General features: G+C 27.7%; 20 protein-coding genes. 6 read left to right on the top strand and 14 right to left on the bottom strand.

The annotated features are described in order from the left end of the window. Positions 1-2: 2 nt before the first annotated feature. The 11 genes from NPA07_RS01730 to NPA07_RS01685 all read right to left on the bottom strand — a co-directional run bounded on the left by NPA07_RS01730 (position 3) and on the right by NPA07_RS01685 (position 7,825). The gene (locus NPA07_RS01730; protein WP_126117936.1) at positions 3-1,151 is read right to left on the bottom strand and encodes an ABC transporter permease subunit; all 1,149 of its coding nucleotides are present in this window, start codon (positions 1,149-1,151) and stop codon (positions 3-5) included. Next, entirely contained in the window at positions 1,141-2,100 is a 960-nt protein-coding gene (locus NPA07_RS01725) for an ABC transporter permease subunit (RefSeq protein WP_126117937.1), read from the bottom strand. Before NPA07_RS01725 ends, NPA07_RS01730 begins: the two co-directional genes overlap by 11 nt. Positions 2,101-2,151: 51 nt before the next feature. Continuing rightward, a complete protein-coding gene (locus tag NPA07_RS01720) occupies positions 2,152-2,421 on the bottom strand; it encodes an HPr family phosphocarrier protein (RefSeq protein WP_126117938.1) in 270 nt (89 codons plus the stop codon). Between the two features lie 197 nt (positions 2,422-2,618). Further along, positions 2,619-3,539 carry an ABC transporter ATP-binding protein gene (locus tag NPA07_RS01715; protein WP_126117939.1) on the bottom strand — a complete coding sequence of 307 codons (921 nt, stop codon included), beginning with the start codon at positions 3,537-3,539 and terminating at the stop codon, positions 2,619-2,621. A gap of 8 nt (positions 3,540-3,547) precedes the next feature. Beyond that, the gene (locus tag NPA07_RS01710) at positions 3,548-4,240 is read right to left on the bottom strand and encodes a hypothetical protein (RefSeq protein ID WP_256553262.1); all 693 of its coding nucleotides are present in this window, start codon (positions 4,238-4,240) and stop codon (positions 3,548-3,550) included. Between the two features lie 147 nt (positions 4,241-4,387). Further along, entirely contained in the window at positions 4,388-5,350 is a 963-nt protein-coding gene (locus NPA07_RS01705) for a hypothetical protein (protein WP_256553261.1), read from the bottom strand. 203 nt (positions 5,351-5,553) lie between these two features. Further along, positions 5,554-5,820, bottom strand: a complete 267-nt coding sequence (gene rpsO / locus NPA07_RS01700; protein ID WP_126117941.1) for a 30S ribosomal protein S15 — start codon at positions 5,818-5,820, stop codon at positions 5,554-5,556. 256 nt (positions 5,821-6,076) lie between these two features. Continuing rightward, positions 6,077-6,490 (bottom strand): transposase, encoded by a 414-nt coding sequence (locus NPA07_RS01695; protein WP_256553217.1) that lies wholly within the window; start codon positions 6,488-6,490, stop codon positions 6,077-6,079. Positions 6,491-6,821: 331 nt separating this feature from the next. Further along, positions 6,822-6,989, bottom strand: coding sequence for a hypothetical protein (locus NPA07_RS05710; RefSeq protein ID WP_408634432.1), 168 nt, complete (start codon positions 6,987-6,989; stop codon positions 6,822-6,824). Continuing rightward, positions 6,965-7,270, bottom strand: coding sequence for a hypothetical protein (locus tag NPA07_RS01690; RefSeq protein ID WP_256553241.1), 306 nt, complete (start codon positions 7,268-7,270; stop codon positions 6,965-6,967). The genes NPA07_RS05710 and NPA07_RS01690 overlap by 25 nt, the downstream gene beginning before the upstream one ends. Positions 7,271-7,501: 231 nt before the next feature. Next, the gene (locus NPA07_RS01685; RefSeq protein WP_256553260.1) at positions 7,502-7,825 is read right to left on the bottom strand and encodes a hypothetical protein; all 324 of its coding nucleotides are present in this window, start codon (positions 7,823-7,825) and stop codon (positions 7,502-7,504) included. Between the two features lie 194 nt (positions 7,826-8,019). Here NPA07_RS01685 and NPA07_RS01680 point away from each other — a divergent pair, with 194 nt between their 5' ends. The 5 genes from NPA07_RS01680 (at position 8,020) to fusA (ending at position 14,397) form a co-directional block, all read left to right on the top strand. Continuing rightward, the gene (locus tag NPA07_RS01680; protein WP_126117943.1) at positions 8,020-9,189 is read left to right on the top strand and encodes a hypothetical protein; all 1,170 of its coding nucleotides are present in this window, start codon (positions 8,020-8,022) and stop codon (positions 9,187-9,189) included. Next, positions 9,182-11,164 (top strand): class I SAM-dependent methyltransferase, encoded by a 1,983-nt coding sequence (locus tag NPA07_RS01675; protein WP_164535711.1) that lies wholly within the window; start codon positions 9,182-9,184, stop codon positions 11,162-11,164. The genes NPA07_RS01680 and NPA07_RS01675 overlap by 8 nt, the downstream gene beginning before the upstream one ends. Before the next feature lie 214 nt (positions 11,165-11,378). Further along, a complete protein-coding gene (gene rpsL / locus NPA07_RS01670; RefSeq protein ID WP_126117945.1) occupies positions 11,379-11,798 on the top strand; it encodes a 30S ribosomal protein S12 in 420 nt (139 codons plus the stop codon). Positions 11,799-11,824: 26 nt separating this feature from the next. After that, complete coding sequence (rpsG, locus tag NPA07_RS01665) at positions 11,825-12,295, top strand: 30S ribosomal protein S7 (RefSeq protein ID WP_126117946.1); 471 nt, start codon at positions 11,825-11,827, stop codon at positions 12,293-12,295. 11 nt (positions 12,296-12,306) lie between these two features. Continuing rightward, positions 12,307-14,397 carry an elongation factor G gene (gene fusA / locus NPA07_RS01660; RefSeq protein ID WP_126117947.1) on the top strand — a complete coding sequence of 697 codons (2,091 nt, stop codon included), beginning with the start codon at positions 12,307-12,309 and terminating at the stop codon, positions 14,395-14,397. A gap of 139 nt (positions 14,398-14,536) precedes the next feature. Here the strand turns inward: fusA and NPA07_RS01655 are convergent, their stop codons facing one another. Continuing rightward, positions 14,537-15,259, bottom strand: coding sequence for a B3/B4 domain-containing protein (locus NPA07_RS01655; protein WP_126117948.1), 723 nt, complete (start codon positions 15,257-15,259; stop codon positions 14,537-14,539). A 323-nt stretch (positions 15,260-15,582) separates the two neighbouring features. Here NPA07_RS01655 and metK point away from each other — a divergent pair, with 323 nt between their 5' ends. Further along, positions 15,583-16,728, top strand: a complete 1,146-nt coding sequence (gene metK / locus NPA07_RS01650; RefSeq protein WP_126117949.1) for a methionine adenosyltransferase — start codon at positions 15,583-15,585, stop codon at positions 16,726-16,728. A 311-nt stretch (positions 16,729-17,039) separates the two neighbouring features. Here metK and rplL read toward each other — a convergent pair whose 3' ends face one another. Together rplL and rplJ are read right to left on the bottom strand one after the other, a co-directional pair. After that, positions 17,040-17,411 (bottom strand): 50S ribosomal protein L7/L12, encoded by a 372-nt coding sequence (gene rplL, locus NPA07_RS01645; protein ID WP_126117950.1) that lies wholly within the window; start codon positions 17,409-17,411, stop codon positions 17,040-17,042. An 18-nt stretch (positions 17,412-17,429) separates the two neighbouring features. Beyond that, a complete protein-coding gene (gene rplJ, locus NPA07_RS01640) occupies positions 17,430-17,939 on the bottom strand; it encodes a 50S ribosomal protein L10 (RefSeq protein ID WP_126117951.1) in 510 nt (169 codons plus the stop codon). Positions 17,940-18,143: the final 204 nt, after the last annotated feature.

The following is an 18,143-nucleotide window of genomic DNA, read 5'->3' as shown; positions in this document are numbered from 1 at the left end:
CCTTACTTATCTAATTTTGGTACACTTGCAATAAATAAATTAATGCCTAAAAATTTAACTAAAATTACATATAAACTTGTAATTGTTGATACAAATATTGTATATTGAATGTTTCTTAAATTATCAATAAGATCTTTAAAAACATTTCCAATATTTAAACTTTGATCTATCTTATAAATATTAAAGAATGCTAATGAAGCTAAAGCTAACATATTAAGCGAAAGCGAATCTGAAACAAGAGCTATATTTCTTCATAAACAGTGACAAAATATAATACGATAAATAATTCTTCAATTGCTTACGCCGCTTGACTTATATGCCAAAATAAATTCTTTATTTTTAATTTCGAGTCCAATTGAATAACTTGAATAAAAGAAACTTAATGAACCAATTGTACTTAATATTAAAAGAGCATTAAAAAAGTTATATGAAGTTATTTTAAAAAATAAGAAAACAATTATTAAAAAAGGAATTATGTTAATTGTTCCAATTAAATAGTAACTAAATTTAGCACTGCTTCTATTTGAATAATATGCAATTATTGAGCCTAAAAATGTTCCTATAATAAGTTGAAATAATGTTGCAATAAATGTAATTAATATACTTGTTCCAAATGAGTGAATAAAGAAACTAAAACGATCAATACCACTTGAATTTGTACCAAAAAGTAAAATGTATTTTTTTCCTTCAATTGCATAGATAAGTTGATATGGATTGTATGTTAAATTTACCAAATCAAAACTTGGTGTTTCATTAACAACAATTCGCAAATGAGGATTGTTTTTCTGCATATTTAAAATAAGTTGATAGAAATTATCATCACTTGAAAACTTTTTAGTAATACTTGCACCAATATAGTTTGGCAAATTGTAAGCTAAATGAGAATCAATGATACTTTTTTTCGGTGAATATGGACTAATGATAGCACTTAGAGTTAAAAACACTAGTAATATTGCAATTAATGAAACTAAAAAAATGTTTATTTTTTTTCGAAAGAAGCGTCCTAAGTATTGTTTGAATTCACTCTTGTTGTTAGTTACATTAACTAAAAAATGCTTGTGGTGTGCTTTAACAAAAAGACTACTTTCAAATTCTAAATGGCTTTGTCCTTCTTTTTTATGCGAATGGTGGTGTTCATGTTTATTTGACACAATGCACCCCCTTTCTAAATTTAATCTTAGCAATTCTATCCTTAATATTTAGATTAAAGTAGAAGTTGTATCCATTTTCAACTTGTAAAATATCGTAAATTAATTCACAGATGAAAGCTAAGATAAATAAAAGCAAAGTTTTAAAGAAGACAAGTGCCATAATAACATTTATTTCACCTTGTTCAAACATACTTATTAGAATAATGCTTTGCCCTGGAATTTGAAAAATTAATTCAATTATTAAACTAAAACTAATTGCTAAAACAAGAATAGGTACTATTTGGTTGATTATTGAAATAAATAGGTTTTTAATAACTGCTTTTTGGAAAATTTTTCAACTATTAAGTCCATTTGCTTTTAGTGTAATGACATAATCCTTTTTTAATATTTGAACAAGATTGCTTTTTGTTATAGTGGTAAAGAAAGCAATTATCCCTAATGAGAGAAGGGAAATGGGAATCATTAAAGAAAGCAGTGTAAAGCCAAAGCCAAATGCTGAAGGTTCAACAAAATTAACCGGTAAATCATTAATCTCTGAAATAATCAGCATTATTGGAGCGAAAATAAAAGTGGGTACTGCTGCTAAAATAAATACAATGAATGATATAGCTAAATCGCTAAATTTATTATTCTTATAACCAAGTCATATTCCAACTAAAACACCTATAAAAAAGCTGAATACAAAAGAAATGCCTACAAAAAGTAAGCTAAATTTATAATAGTGAAAAAACAGTGATAATGATGATTTAAAACCACTGTTATTTGCTAATAGTGGTTTACCGAATCCATTAAATATTGAAATTAAGAATTTAAAGTAATTTTTAATTATAGGTTGACCGTTTTGATTGTTAATAAATATAACTATTACAAAATAACTAATAGTTATTGTAACTAATACTCCTAATAGTGTAAGTAGAATTTTTTTGAAAAAGTATTTAGCAAAATTCATAAAAATTCTTCCTTCTACATAAAAAACCGCGTGGCGCGGTTTAATATAAAATTAAATAATTTCGTTTGATTTGAAAGCATCAAAAATTGAGTTGTATGCTTCTTCTTCATCTGCACCATTAATTTTAATAGTAATTGTGTCGCCTTTTTTAACACCTAATGACATAACATTCATTATTGATTTTAGATTTCCAACTTTACCATTTTTATCTAATGTGATTTGTACATCACTCTTAAATTTTGAAGCAATTGTTGAAACAACACTTGCTGGACGTGCATGAAGACCAATAGGATCGATAATTGTTGCTGTAAATTGTTTCATGTTAATCTCCTTATTAAAATTTCAAAAAATTGTTGACTTAAATATCTAAATTTACATATATTATTAGTTAAATTATATAATAAATCAAATTTGCTTTATTATATTACCACAATTTGCACTTTTTAAAAATAAATAAAATTATGATTGAAAATATTTTACCTTTACCAAAACAACAGTTTTATAGTTATTTTGGTAAATTATTCGCTTTTCTTCACATTGAAAAATTTTTCATTTAATGTTTCAGTGTTTTTTCCCACACTTTCAAATTCTATTTTATTATTAATTAAAGTATTTATAACTAATGAAATTTTTTCAAAAGGTAAATTGATAGCAACACCATTTCTTTTTGTTTTAACATCATCTAAACTATTAATTATTTTTTCTTTTTCTAAAATGTCGGTTGCTTCTTTAATTTTATCTGTTTTAATAAATATCTTAAAATCAGAACTTTCCAAAATATCAAGCCCACCTGAGTATAAAACTTTGCCTTTATCTAATACTGTTAAACTATCTATATATTGTTCTAATTCGCTTAAAATATGAGATGAAACAAATATTGTCTTGCCTTGCTTGTGTAATTTACCTAAACTTGTATAAAGTTCAATTCTAACTTTTGGATCAAGATTTGCTGCTGGCTCATCAAGGATTAAGATGTCTGGATTATGAATAAGAGTTTGAACAAGAATTACCTTTTTTTGTTGACCAGAAGATAAGTTTTTACCAAGTTTTTTTCATAGTGATTTCTCAACACCTAATTCCTCAAGTAATTCTTTAACTCTTTTTTTTGCTTCCTCTTTTTTAAAATTATTAAATTCAGCTAATGCAACTAAATATTCAAATATATTTAAATTCTTAGGAAATGTTGCTAATTCAGGTACATAACCTAATTTTTCTCTACTCTTTTTATCTTTGTAACTAATTCCATCAATTAGAATTTCTCCTTTGACTTCTGGATAAAAATTAAGCAGTGATCTAAAACTTGTTGTCTTTCCAGCACCATTTGCCCCTATAAAACCATGGAATTGACCTTTTTTGACACTAAATGAGACATTCTTAAGAGCTTTAAAACTTTTAAAATTCATTGAAGTATTTTTAAATTCAATTGCGTTTTCACTCATGATTTCTCCTATTTTATAAGATTTGCTTTTCTATAAATTGCTCAACCTCAAGTTGATAAAATTCCGGCTAGTGTTATAATGATTAAAAATTGTAAATATGCTGGAAATATGCTTACCATATGGACTTTATAAGCATGAACATCTATCTTATTTTCATCTATGTGTTCAGAATTGACAAACAGTGCTCCAAATAGTTTAGAATTTTCTGGGTCTGCATAAGAAAAATCCTTTAGTGCTACTTTAGTTTTATTATATAAATCATATGTAAATAATGAAAAGGCTTTGGTGATTTCAAACATATTATTGTCTATTAATGTAGCAAGAAAAATACCTTTTGTAATATCTTGAAAATCAAAATCTATGATATCAAGTTTTTGTCCTAATATATCTCTTCGTTCATATGTTTTATTTTGTTCTATAAAATTATTAAATTTTTGTTCTTCATCACTTTTATCACCAGCACTAAGATAAAATTTAAATTGATTAGCAATTAGTGGAAAGATAGAGTTATATATTTTTTTGTTCATTTCTTTGATAATATTGTCATATGCATCAAATGTGTTTCTGACATTCTCAAGTTCAGCTTTCCTATCAGATATTTTTTGATTAAACTCTGATCTAAATTCTTGAATCTTTAAGTTTATTTGATCAAATAATTGTTGGTCAAAAACATTTGGGTGCTCATTTCAAATGTTTATCAAAGAATATGGGTATTTTATACGATCATAATATTTATCGCCTCATTTAATAAAATTTCTTTTATAAGACATTTCAGTTACTGCTTTGTTTAGTGATCATTTACTTATAATTTGTCTACCATTTTCAGCAGTAGAAGTCTATGTTGGTATTTATAATATAAATTTTTTTATTATCTTTTGTAAGATAATTAAAACCATCAAGAACAGTTTTCAAATCTTTTTGTAAAAGTAATAATTATATATTTTACTTTTACCTAGCATAGCATCTATGCCAGTTTGTTTTTCATTCATTAGGACGATGTCATCATAAAGATTAACAATTCATGAGTTAATATTCAAAATATTTGATATTCCTTGAATTTTTAAATTATTGTTTGATAATTTTTTGTTTGATAAAGCATAATCCTCTTTAATAAATGAAGTTTGTATATCAGGTTCTAAATTTTCTCTCTTAATATTATTTAATTTGCTGACTGGACTAATTTTTGAGTATTCAACATATGAAGAAAATAGTCTTGAAACACCAAATACTAATGGAGCAAGTCCAAAAATAGACATTGTAATTCCATAAAGACCTTTTGCTGAAATTTTAGAAAAGATCAGCGAAATAAATGATGTTGACAAGGTACATAGCAAAAAAGCTGATAGTATATACACTATGTGTAAAAGTAAAATTTTAAAAATAAAACTAATGGTTGCACTTTTTCAATATATAACAGATACAAAAATTGACTCGCTAATAGTTAAAAATAAAGCAACAATAATATTATTGATTAAGTTTATTAAAATAGAACTAATAAAAGCTGATCAAAATATTTGACTTCTTGATATCGGTTTTGAATAAAGTACATATGTTAAACCTTCTGTTTGAGGCATTTTAAATACATAAACACTTGTAACCGCTGAAGCCATAAGAATAAACATTGGAGAACTATATAAATAAAAAGTTGCAAGTGTTCTTAATGATAATAAATCGCCAATTGCGCCTCTGTTTGAAAACAATATTAAAATCGTTCCAAATAAAAGCATTATTGGTAAGAAACCAAAATTCATTATCAACACACCTTTGTTTCTATATGCTGTTTTAAAATTCAATTTTATTAGGTTTTTCATTAAATCTCCCAAAAATTTATATACATAAATTTTACTAAAATTAAACTTGTGGCAACTTATTTGGAAAATATAACCTATTTTAATTCGATTTAAGCTCACTTGTTTTGTGCTTATTCGAAATTGTATAAAACACAATTGACTTTTATAAAAATAACAAAAAAATGTAGCAAATGCTACACTAATTATTTTGATGAAAATTACTATTATTTTCTTAAGTTTAATTCAACTAAAACCTTGTTGTATGTTTCTAAATCATTTGCTTTTAGATGTTGTAGTAAAACACGGCGTCTTGAAATCTTAGCCATAAAACCACGACGTGAGTGGTTGTCTTTTGGATTTGCTGAAAAGTGTTTTTTCAAATCTTCAATTTCAGCTGTCAAGATAGCTATTTGAACAAATGTGTTTCCTGTATCTTTTTTATTTGCACCATATTTAGCAACTAATTTAGCTTTTTGTTCCTTAGTAATCATATATTTCTCCTACATATATGTTTTAACCTAGCTAAAATTTTCATCTTAACCAAGTATAAAATTAAATGCATTTTTAATGCTTATTTATATTAGCATAATTTTATTAAAAGAGAACTCAAAATTTCAAAAATATGAAAAAAATCACTAATTTGGCTTTGTTCTTGCTTTTTCCCAAGTTTGACGAATCAATTAAAAAAGGAGTATTAAAAATGACTAATACGCCTTATTTATAGGTGTATTGGTCATTTTTACAATTTTAGCCATGTGTTATAATACCCTCAATTTCATCGACTTTTCCCATCAGTGGAAGTCTTTCAATATTTAATTTTTCAATTAATTCAAGGTATTCAATTGGTTCATCAGTTCTCATAAAATACTCTGTATCATTCTCATAATCTTTAAAGGTTATTAGTTCAACTTCTCTAATACTGTTGAGTATTTTTTCAGTAGTAAATTTGTGATCATCTTCAACTATTGAGTCAATAGTGAATTCTAGAAATCTTTGGAGTACAAGGGCTAAATAACAAATAAGAAAATGTCCTTCAATTGTCTTCCTTTTTGATAGATAAACAGGTCTAACCTCAAATGATGTTTTTAGCATTCTAAACGAATCTTCAATCTTTCAAAGTTTTCGATATGTTGAAATAATTCTATCAGTCTTCATTTCCATATCGTTTGTGAATATTCCATAAAAGCCATCTCATTTTGCATCATCTTCAATTTTTGTTGTCTTTATCGTTACTTCTTTAACATTATAATCGAGATACTTTCTACCGCCTCTACTTAATTCTGAGCGAGCTTTTGAAGCATTGTTTTGAACACCTTTTAAAGCTTTTTCAATAAGTCTTTTGCGGTCGCTCTCATCCTTTTTCTTCTATTTTCACTGAAAGAAAGAACAAGTCTACCATCAATTATATATTTCTCATCATCTTCATTTTTTACAAATTTTGTATCTTTACGATCTCTAATAAAGTAGTTTTCAGTTATTTTATCATATGAATCTAAGTCAAGTATTTCAGAGGCAATTTTGCCTTTTGCTCTAATTTTTCTGCCATTATAAATTTAAAACCATTGTCAATTATCGACTGTAAATTAGGCCCAGAATTAAGTCCTCTATCAGCAACTATCGTTACATTTTCGATTCCTAAATTTTCCTTAACTTCCTGTATAAAAGGGATAAAAGTCTTAAAATCGCTTGTATTTCCGGAAAAAGTTTGTAACTTATTGGTATTCCATTTGCATCAATCATCAAACCTAATACCACTTGTGTTTGATTAACTTTTAAATCCTTTGAAAAACCAAAGATTCTAAAATCATCTGCTGTGAAACTTTCAAAATAAACTGTTGTAACATCGTAGAAAGCCTCTTCTAGATTTCTGTCCATTAATTCTGATAATCTATTGTTTAAATGTTTAATAATATCTAATCTTTCATCGCATAAAATTTCCAATGCTCTGTAATGAGATTTCAACGTGTCGTCATTCTCTATTAAATATGAATCATAAGATTGAACTGTTCTTAGTTTTGATGAAGGTTTTAAAATTCTTAAAAAGTTAGGTTCTCAACAATATTATTTAAATCATATCTGAAAAGAAATTCTTTACTTTTTAAATCAAAATATTCATCAAGTTTTAGTTTTTTGTAAATCGTTTTGTAAAGTAAATTACCATATTTTTTCTAACTATTTTTTACTTTTTTCAGCCTTTTCTTCATATGTTAATTTGTCTTTGAATTCATTCCTTTCATTGAATTCTGTGTCAAATAAAGCATCAATAGATTTGTGAACTCTATACTTCAATAATTCATTATCTCTCGCTTCATTTCTCAAACCTTGATATTTATTTTTTAAATCCTCTAAAATGTTAGGATTTTCTTCTTGCAGTTTTGATAAAAGACCAAGTTTTTCAATAACCACTTGCTTTGTTTTATTTGTTCCTTTTATTCTAACTGAATGGCAAATTTGAACATATTCTTTGCCTGCTACTTTTGAAACTTTTACATACATAATTATATTATAACATATTATAACACAAAATAAGAAAAAATGAAAAAAATTTCATATACTTTAGTATATGAAGTGTTCATTTTCATTTTTGATTCGTCAAACTTGGGAAAAATCACTAATTTGGCTTTGTTCTTGCTTTTTCAAAATTTACACTTATAATGATATATTCAAATTTTTGACAAGGGAAAGAATATATGATTGAAATAATAGGCAAAAAACTTTTATTATTTAATAAAACATATAAAACAAATTTATCGATAGTATTAAAAGGCAGTTATGCATCCAAGATTCAAGGTTTATTAGATAGAAAAAGCAACGATATTGATTTTTGTTTTACAACTAGTTCAAGTCTAAAAGATAAAATTAACTTTATGGATTTTTTAGAAAAAGAATTAAAAATTTGTTTCCTTACCAATGACCAAAATCTAAAACAATTCATTTATTCAAATGTAAGATATGAATTTATATTACTAGAAGATATAGACAAAATTTACTGTAAGCATTCAAATTGAGATAATATATTTATCCTAAAGCCTATTTATCTTTTAATTCAAAAAATATCGTCATTTCCATATATATTGTCAAGCGATTATAAACATAACAAAAGAAAAAAACTTTTAGATAGTATTAAAGATATAGAACATTACTTAAAATGTATTAATTTAAATGAAGAATTGAAAGATAATTTAACAAATTCATTTATATTTTTATGTCTATATAATTCATTCTTCATATTTAAATATTACAAATACACGGAATTTCACATTAAATTATCAAATATTGATTCACTTATTTCAATTCAAGAGTACAAAGTACATATGAAAACATTAAATAAGATAGTTAATATTCATAACTTTCTATTTTCCGAAAAAGAAAAATTTATTAAATTTTTGGATTGCATATTAATGAATAATGAACTAATTACTAATTCAATTAGAGAGAAACAAAGTTTACCAACTCTTCCTTTTTTCGAATTCGAAGCAATAAGAAAACTTTTTGAACATCACTTGTCAATAAACAATGCGATTTATTTTGAAAAATATAATTTAAATATTTCAATTGATGTCTCAGAAAATAACAATTGAGAAGAAGATAAATTATTAATACAAGTTGATGAACAAAATAAAGACACAATCAATAATATTATAGATATAATCAAAAATAAATTAAAAATGTTTAGCCTTCCATATGAATTGTCATTAAGTTTGGTATCAAAAAAAGTTATAAAAACTCAACACAAAAATAATATTTCAATATCACTACCATCAAGTAAAATTCACTCAACTAGCTCAAACGTTTTAATAAAAAATTTTTATTACTTGATGTTTTTTATATTTCTATTAAATGAGGATTTCAATGACTAATACTTTTAAAAATAATTTAACTAAGTATATGTCTTCATTGGCAATCTCAATGATTGGCTCAGAAGCTTTTAAACTTGGTTCGTCTATTTATATTTTTAGAATCACCGGCGACTTTTGACTTGTAACTCTTTTATACTTACTTATACAATTTCCATCACTTGTTGTTTATATTTTTTCAGTAAAAATAATAAAATGATTTAAAAATAAACAAGCACTACTAATTAGTGATCTACTTAGTTCATCACTTTTACTTGTGCCATTATTTATTTTTCTAGGTTACATAAACAATCAGGATAACAGTAATTTTAAAAAAATTTTTTCCATAACACTAATAATAGTAAGTTCACTGCCTGGATTCATTCATGCCTTTCGCTTTATACATTTAAAAGACATTACTTACTATATAGCAAGTTCAGAAACCGATATGGAAAAGATAAATATTGGAAATGTTATTTCATCTTCAATCGGTTTCTTGTTATCTCCAATTTTATCCTTTGTACTTTATAAATATCTTCCATTTTATTTTTTGTGTATTATAAACATAATTACTTACATTATTTCTGGGATTCTCTATTGAAAAATAAAAATTAACAATAATTACTTTGAATTTAATAAATCAATTGGTAAAAATAATTTAAACAAAAACTCAAAATCATCCTCACTTATCATATGAACCTTTGTTTTATCAACCTCTTTTGTTTTGTTATTCTTTTTATATCCAAAACAAAGTGGATTAATTCAGTTTTTTAAATATACAAATGAATATAGTTATAATGATTGAGCATTCATTTTTACGCTTATAATGTCTATTTCTGGAGTTGTTGGCTCAATATTAGCTCACTTTATTAATAAAAAACAAAAATTAAAAAATATTATTTTTATTTCATCAATTTTTGGAATTGCTATATTAAATATTTCTTGGTTATTTATGCCATTAGCAAGAAATAATTTAGCCACTCTTGTTTTCTACATTGTCATTAATGCAATTAACCAGATTTTATTTAATCTTTTATTGCCTATGATATATTCAGCATCATTTAAATTATTTAAAAAAGAAACCTTTCACAAGCAAAATGGAATTTCATTAGTTTTTAGAATAGTTGTCAGTTCACTAATTTCAATTCTCTTGACATTTATAAATAATATTTCATCATACTACTTTACATATTTAACTTACACATGTATTTCATTATTAGCAGCAATTATAATTGTTATATGTTACAAAAAATTGTTTATAACCAATAAGCAAAAATATGAAATTGATAATTACTATAATAATGAAAAAATTTTTGCTGAATATATAGAATATGCAAAAAAGGGTTTATGAAATTCAGAAAAAGAAATACTAGAGAACATTTTAACTAATAAGCAAGATAAAATCGACATTCTTGATATTGGTTGTGGTGCAGGAAGAACTACTTTTGCTATTGCAAAAATATTCAAGAACGCTTCAATTGATGCAGTCGACATTAATCATAAATTTATTAACTATTGTAATGAAGTCAATGACAATAAGAATCTTAATTTTAAAAGGCAGGACATATCGCAGGAAAATATAGACATAGACAAAAAATATGACTTAATTTTATTTTCATTTAATGGCTTTACAAATATTATTTCAAAAAAAGAAGTTTACAATACAATTAAAAATATAAAAAATTGCTTAAATAAAAGCGGTAGATATATTTTTACAATTCACAATCTTTATTCATCAGGCGAATATCAAAAATTTTGAGATGAAAAAGTAAAGATAAATGAACTTTCTCAATTTGATGAAAAGAAAGTGCTTGAAACAACACTACACAACGAAAAGATTAAAATTAGGTTTTACACACAAAAAGATATTGAAGAATTACTTAATGAATTTGGTCTAAAAATTGTCCAAAAGATAATAAGAAACGAAAATAATGAACCAAAATGAGTAAAAGACTACTCTAAACAAGTTGTTATTTATGTTGTTAAACATAAGGAATAAACAAATTAAAAAATTAGATTTAATATCTAAAATTAGGTAAAAATCTAATTTTTTTCAATTTTGGCAACTAAATTTGTGCTCGTATTAATGTAAATAAATTTTTTTGAACAAAAAATAGAAATTTTTTGAAACACACGGCAAAGTTGTTATATAATAGAAAAACTATATTTCATTTATAGTATTTAGGACATTTATTAAAAGAAAGGAAAATGAAATGCCTACAACAAATCAACTTGTTACAAGTGGTAGAGTTTCAAAAGTTCGTAAGCAAAAAGCACCTGCTTTGAACCTTAGTTTCAATACCTTAACAAAAAAAGGTCGTAAGTTGCCAGCACCATTTAAACGTGGTGTATGTACCCGTGTTGCAACTATGACTCCTAAAAAACCTAACTCAGCTATGCGTAAGTATGCTCGTGTTAAGTTATCAAATGGTATGGAAGTTACTGCCTACATTGGCGGTGAAGGACACAACTTGCAAGAACACTCAGTTGTTCTTATCCGTGGTGGTAGAGTAAAGGATTTACCTGGTGTTAGATATCACATTGTTCGTGGTACACAAGATTTAGCTGGTGTTAATAATCGTAAACAAGGACGTAGTCTTTACGGAACAAAAAGAGAAAAGGCTGCTAAATAGGCCGACTAATATAGAAGGAGAAAATTATGTCAAGAAAACATTCTGCACCTATTAGAGAAGTATTAGCTGATCCAGTTTTCAACTCTGTATTAGTAACAAAATTAATTAACACAATTATGCTAGATGGTAAAAAATCAATCGCTCAAGATATCCTTTATTCAGCTTTCAATATTATTAAAGAAAAAACAAACAAAGAACCAATGGAAGTGTTTTTAGCAGCTGTGGAAAATGTTACACCACAGCTTGAAGTTAGAACACGTAGAATTGGTGGAACAAACTACCAAGTTCCAACAGAAGTTTCTGCACGTCGTAAACAAACATTAAGCCTAAGATGATTAGTGCAATATGCAAGACTAAGAAATGAAAAAACAATGGATGTTAGATTAGCTAACGAAATTATTGATGCATCAAATAAAACGGGTGGAGCTATCAAAAAACGTGAAGATACTCACAAAATGGCTGAAGCTAACCGTGCTTTTGCTCACTTTAGATGATAGTATAAGATATTATGGCAAGACAATATAAATTAGAAGACTACCGCAATATCGGTATTATGGCTCACATTGATGCAGGAAAAACTACAACAACAGAAAGAATTTTGCTACACACTGGTAAAATTCACAAATTAGGTGAAACACATGATGGTGCTAGTCAAATGGACTGAATGGCTCAAGAACAAGAACGTGGTATCACTATTACATCAGCTGCTACAACAGCATTTTGAAATGGTAAAAGAATAAACATTATTGACACTCCAGGACACGTTGACTTTACAGTTGAAGTTGAACGTTCACTTCGTGTTCTAGATGGTGCAGTTACTGTTTTAGATGCTCAAAGTGGTGTTGAACCTCAAACTGAAACTGTCTGAAGACAAGCTACAAACTACAAAGTTCCTCGTTTAGTATATGTTAATAAAATGGATAAAGCAGGAGCTGACTTCTTTGCTGCTGTTAAATCTGTTAAGGACAGATTGAATGGAAATGCAGTTGCAATTCAAATTCCTATTGGGGCTGAAGCTCAATTTAAAGGTTTAGTTGACCTTGTTGAAATGAAAGCTTTTGAATACGATGGAAAACCAGAAGAAAATGCAAAAGAAATTGAAATTCCAGCTGACTTAGTTGAATTAGCTAAAACAAAAAGACAGGAATTAATTGAAGCAGTTGCTTCATATGATGATGAATTTATGATGCAAGTATTAGAAGGTGTAGAACCTGATGTTGCAACACTTAAAAGAGTTATTCGTAAAGCAACTTTATCATCTGAATTTTATCCTGCTGTTTGTGGAACAAGTTTTAAAAACAAAGGTGTCAAGAAGATGATTGATGCCGTGGTTGAATACTTACCTTCTCCACTTGATATTCCAGCTACAAAAGCAGAACTTAATGGTAAAGAGGTTTCAATTGAAGCAACAGACAGCCATGATTTTATTGGTTTAGCATTCAAAGTTATGACCGACCCTTATGTTGGTTCACTAACATTCATTCGTGGATATGCTGGTGTTTTAAACAAAGGTTCATATGTTTACAACTCAACAAAAGATGTAAAAGAAAGAATTGGTCGTTTAATTCAAATGCATGCTAATAGCCGTAATGAAATTGATGAATGTTATGCAGGTGATATTGTTGCTGCTGTTGGTCTTAAATCAACAACAACTGGTGATACACTAGTTGCAGAAAAGTCGCCAAAATACATTTTGGAAAAAATGGTTTTCCCTGAACCAGTTATTTCTCAAGCACTTGAACCAGAAAGCAAGGATGCTATGGAAAAATTGGCTCTTGGACTTCAAAAATTAGCTGCTGAAGATCCAACATTTAGAACATACACAGATGAAGAAACAGGTCAAACAATCATTGCAGGTATGGGTGAATTACACCTTGACATTATTGTTGATCGTCTTAAACGTGAACATGGTGTTAAAGCAAAAGTTGGTGCTCCACAAGTTTCATACCGTGAAACAATTACTAAGGCTGCTGAAGTTGAAGGTAAACACATTAAACAATCTGGTGGTAAGGGTCAATATGGTCATGTTTGAATTAAATTTGAACCTAACCATGACAAAGGTTTTGAATTCGTAGACAAAATTGTTGGTGGTAAAATTCCTAAGGAATACATTAAACCAATTCAAAAAGGTCTTGAAGACAAAATGGCTGGCGGTATTTTAGCTGGCTATCCTATGATAGATATTAAAGCCACTTTATTTGATGGTTCATACCATGATGTTGACTCATCAGAATTAGCCTACAAAATAGCAGCATCAAAAGCTTTAACAAAAGCAAAAGATTTATTAGGAACTGTCCTACTTGAACCTATTATGGATGTCGCTGTTGTTATCCCTGAGGACTACTTCGGTGATGTTATGGGCGACATTACTCGTCGTAGAGGACAATTACAAGAAAATGAAACACGTAATGATGGCGCAAGCATAATTAGAGCATTAGTACCATTGAGTGAAATGTTTGGATATTCAACAGATTTACGTAGTATGACATCTGGTCGTGGTACTTACCAAATGCAATTCCACCACTATGAAAAATGTCCAAAAAATATTTCGGATGAAATTATCAAACGTCGTAACATTCAAATCAAGGACGAAGATTAATAATAAAAAATGAACTCAGTTTTATACATTATGAGTTCATTTTTTATATCCGTAAAATTAGTACAATTTGAAAATACATTCTGTCGCTCTTTGACTAATTTGGCTATAAAACAGTTAAATTAGTAAAACTCAAAAATAATTAATTTTGTTCAGTGTCAAGCATAGGATTATTTGAATCTATGAAGTGAATTGAGCATTGTGCACCTAAATAATTTTGTGATAATTCAACAACTCTATTAATTGCATTTATTAAACTATTATTTAACTCCGTATCATTTTTATCAATTATTTCCATAACTAAAAATGCACTTTCAGTGTTATCATCAATCATTGTTCTTTTACCATCTCTTCAATTTAAACACCTACAAACTGCACCTAAATTATCCCTATAACAAATTTCGCCTTCTAATGTTGGTGAATTATAATCTTCACCAAGTGCACAAAATTCATCACCACCTTTTGTAATACCAAGCAATAAGTCACCATCAATTTTTTTCATATCTTCTGCACCACAAGGCAAACCAAATTCAAGTGATGCAATATTATAAATATCAACAAGTGGATTAATTGAATTCACTGGGTTGCCTTTTTCAATTCTTTTTAAAAGTGCTTCAATGCTTGATCTTGCGCCTTTTTTAGTTTTAAATTTAGTAAAAGCATCTCTCCAGATTTTAATTCTTGGGTTATCACTAAATACCATTGATTCACTTACATATTTAACTGCTTTCTTGTTCGCGTCCTTAAGTAAGCGTTTAATTCCTTCATTTGCTATCTTGTTGTTAAATTTTCTAATTAATACAACACCTAATCTTGCATTTGGAAATAATTCAAAAAATGATTCTTCAACTATAAATTTTTTCATTTTTGCTCCTTAATATTTTATTCACTTAATTAAAACAATAGAATATAAATTAATTATATAACAGTTGTTAATTATCAGTTTTTAACAAAAAATATTGTTTTTTGTTTGAAACTTAAAAAAATGGTGTATTCTTATAATACAAAGAGCAAAAATGAGCTCTATATATAACAAAAAAGCATAAAGAGTTGCTGAGCTAACTGGCTTTGAAGCATGCCAACCTGCATTTGTAAGGTGGACAGTGAGGGTTTATTAATTTAAACTAACATGTTTAATTAAAATTTATAAAACCTCCTTTTTATGCAACAAAAGTGGAGGTTTTTATTATGAATTTAAATAAACAAATTTTATTTACAAGTGAATCTGTGGGTCAAGGACACCCAGACAAAATATGTGACCAAATTAGTGATGCTATTTTAGATGCCTATTTAACTATTGATCCATATTCTCATTGTGCTATTGAAACAATGGCAACAGGAAATAAATTGATTATTGCAGGGGAAGCTAGTTCTAAAACAATTATAGACTACAAACAAATAGCAATTAATGTATTAAAAAAGGCAGGACAATATTCAGAGCAACTTGACTTTATTATTGATGTTAAACAACAAAGTGGTGATATTAATCAAGGTGTGATTCGTGTCGATAATGAAATAGGTGCCGGTGACCAAGGGATTATGTTTGGTTATGCTACAAACGAAACAAAAAATTATATGCCACTAGCAATAACTCTTGCACATGAGATTGTTAAAAGAGCAGATAAACTAAGAGAACAAGGTCTTTTTAAATATGCTAAAAGTGATATGAAAAGTCAGGTAACACTTGATTATACAGATAACAAAAAAACAAAGGTTGACACACTGCTTTTTTCATGTCAACATGAAGAAAATTTTGATGAAATTGAATTTAAGGATTATATTAAAGAAAATATCTTTAAACCTGTTTTACAGGCATATTCATTAAATTTACCTGAAAAAATTTTAATTAATCCAACAGGTCGCTTTGTAATTGGTGGACCTATTGGGGACACTGGATTAACAGGTAGAAAAATTATTGTTGATACATATGGTGGAGCTTCTAGACATGGTGGCGGAGCTTTTAGCGGTAAAGACGCAACCAAAGTTGATAGATCAGCTGCATATGCTTGTCGCTATGTTGCTAAGAACTTAGTTGCAGCAGGTTGTGCAGATCGTATTGAGTTGCAAGTATCATATGCTATTGGTGTTGCTGAACCAGTTTCAATTTTAATTGAAACTTTTGGAACAGAAAAAATTTCTAAATCTAAAATTATTTCAATAATTAATAAATTATTTGATTTAAGGCCAAAAAATATTATTGAAAGTCTAGATTTAAGAAGACCTATATATCAACAAACTGCTTATTTTGGTCACTTTGGTCGCCTTGACTTAGAACTACCTTGGGAAAAATTAGATAAGGTTGAAGCAATTAAAAAAATAATGAATGAAAAATAAAAAAATATTGTAAAATTTAAACACTTAAATTTTGATTTAAAACATTAGGAGAATCTTATGCGTAAAATTGTTAGAGAAAAGAATAAAGAACGTGCAGCTAAAAGAGTTCACAAATTACAACTTGAAGAAGCAAGAGATAAAAGAAGAGCTGCAAGAGCTACTGAAGCAAAATAATAGTAATAATCAAAACAAAGAGCCGTTTGGTTCTTTTTTTGTTCAACTAATTTTTCACCCAATATGTCTATTTGATAGACTTTTTAGAAAATAAAAGAACCTCACAAGAGGTTCTGTTAATTATAAATTTTATGAAATTATTTAACTTCAACTGAAGCACCAGCTTCAACAAGTTTAGCTTTAATAGCTTCTGCTTCATCTGGCTTGATGTTTTCTTTAACAACTGCTGGAAGTGTTGAAACTAGTTTGTTTGCATCCATTAGAGCAAGGTTTAATAATTCTTTAACTGCTTTAACGATAGGTAGTTTTTTGCCATTATCTGATGTAATGGTAACTGTAACTACTGATGGACCTTCTGCTTCAGCAGCAGCTGCAGGAGCAGCGGCAACAGCAACAGCTGATGGGTCAATACCAAATTCTTCTTTCATTGCTTCAACTAATTCCATAACTTCTTTAATTGACATTTCTTTTAATGATGAAATGAATGATTCTTTTGTTAATTTTGCCATGATTAATTTCCTTTCGTACTATTTATTTTCTTCTTTTTCACTAAATAATTTTAGAGAAAGAGAGAGTTGTTGTAATGGTGCCATAAGTGAACGAGCAAGAATTGTAAGAGCTTCTTCATAGTTTGGCAATGAAGCAACTTCTGCAACACCTTTAGCATCGATAACTTTTCCTTCAAAAATACCAGCTTTAGGAACTAAAAGTTTATTTTCCTTAGCAAATTTTACTAAAACTTTAGTAGCAACAAGAGCATCAGCTGTACCAAAAGCAAAAATGTTTGGTCCAACTAGATGTTGTTCTAAATCATTGATACCTTGATTTTTGGCAGCTATTTTGAAAAGACGATTTTTATAAACTTTAATGTCAATACCTTCTTTTTTAGCTAATTGACGTAATGCTGTCAATTCAGCAACACTTAAACCACGGTATTCAGCTATAACAAGTGCTTGCGAAGATTCTAGTTTGCTTTGGATTTCTTTAACAGTATCCATTTTAGCTAATCTAAAAGCAGATTCATGTGTTTTTTGCATGAGTATCCCCCTTTCATAATTAAATATGCAACACGGGACAATAATAATGTGATAGAAATAAGAAATCTATACACTCGGTAACGAATTAAGCTCTCGCTGTTACTGTCTTTATGTATTGCTTTACTATTATATTAGTAAATTTTAAAAAGCAAAGCACTTTTTTAGCAAATTGCTTATTTGGTACAAATTAAAGATTATGTACAA

This window comes from Mycoplasmopsis caviae, from assembly GCF_024498215.1.
Classification (GTDB): Bacteria; Bacillota_I; Bacilli_A; order Mycoplasmatales; family Metamycoplasmataceae; genus Mycoplasmopsis; species Mycoplasmopsis caviae.
Note: the sequence above shows the minus strand (reverse complement) of the source record. Positions and strands in the feature narration are given on the sequence as shown.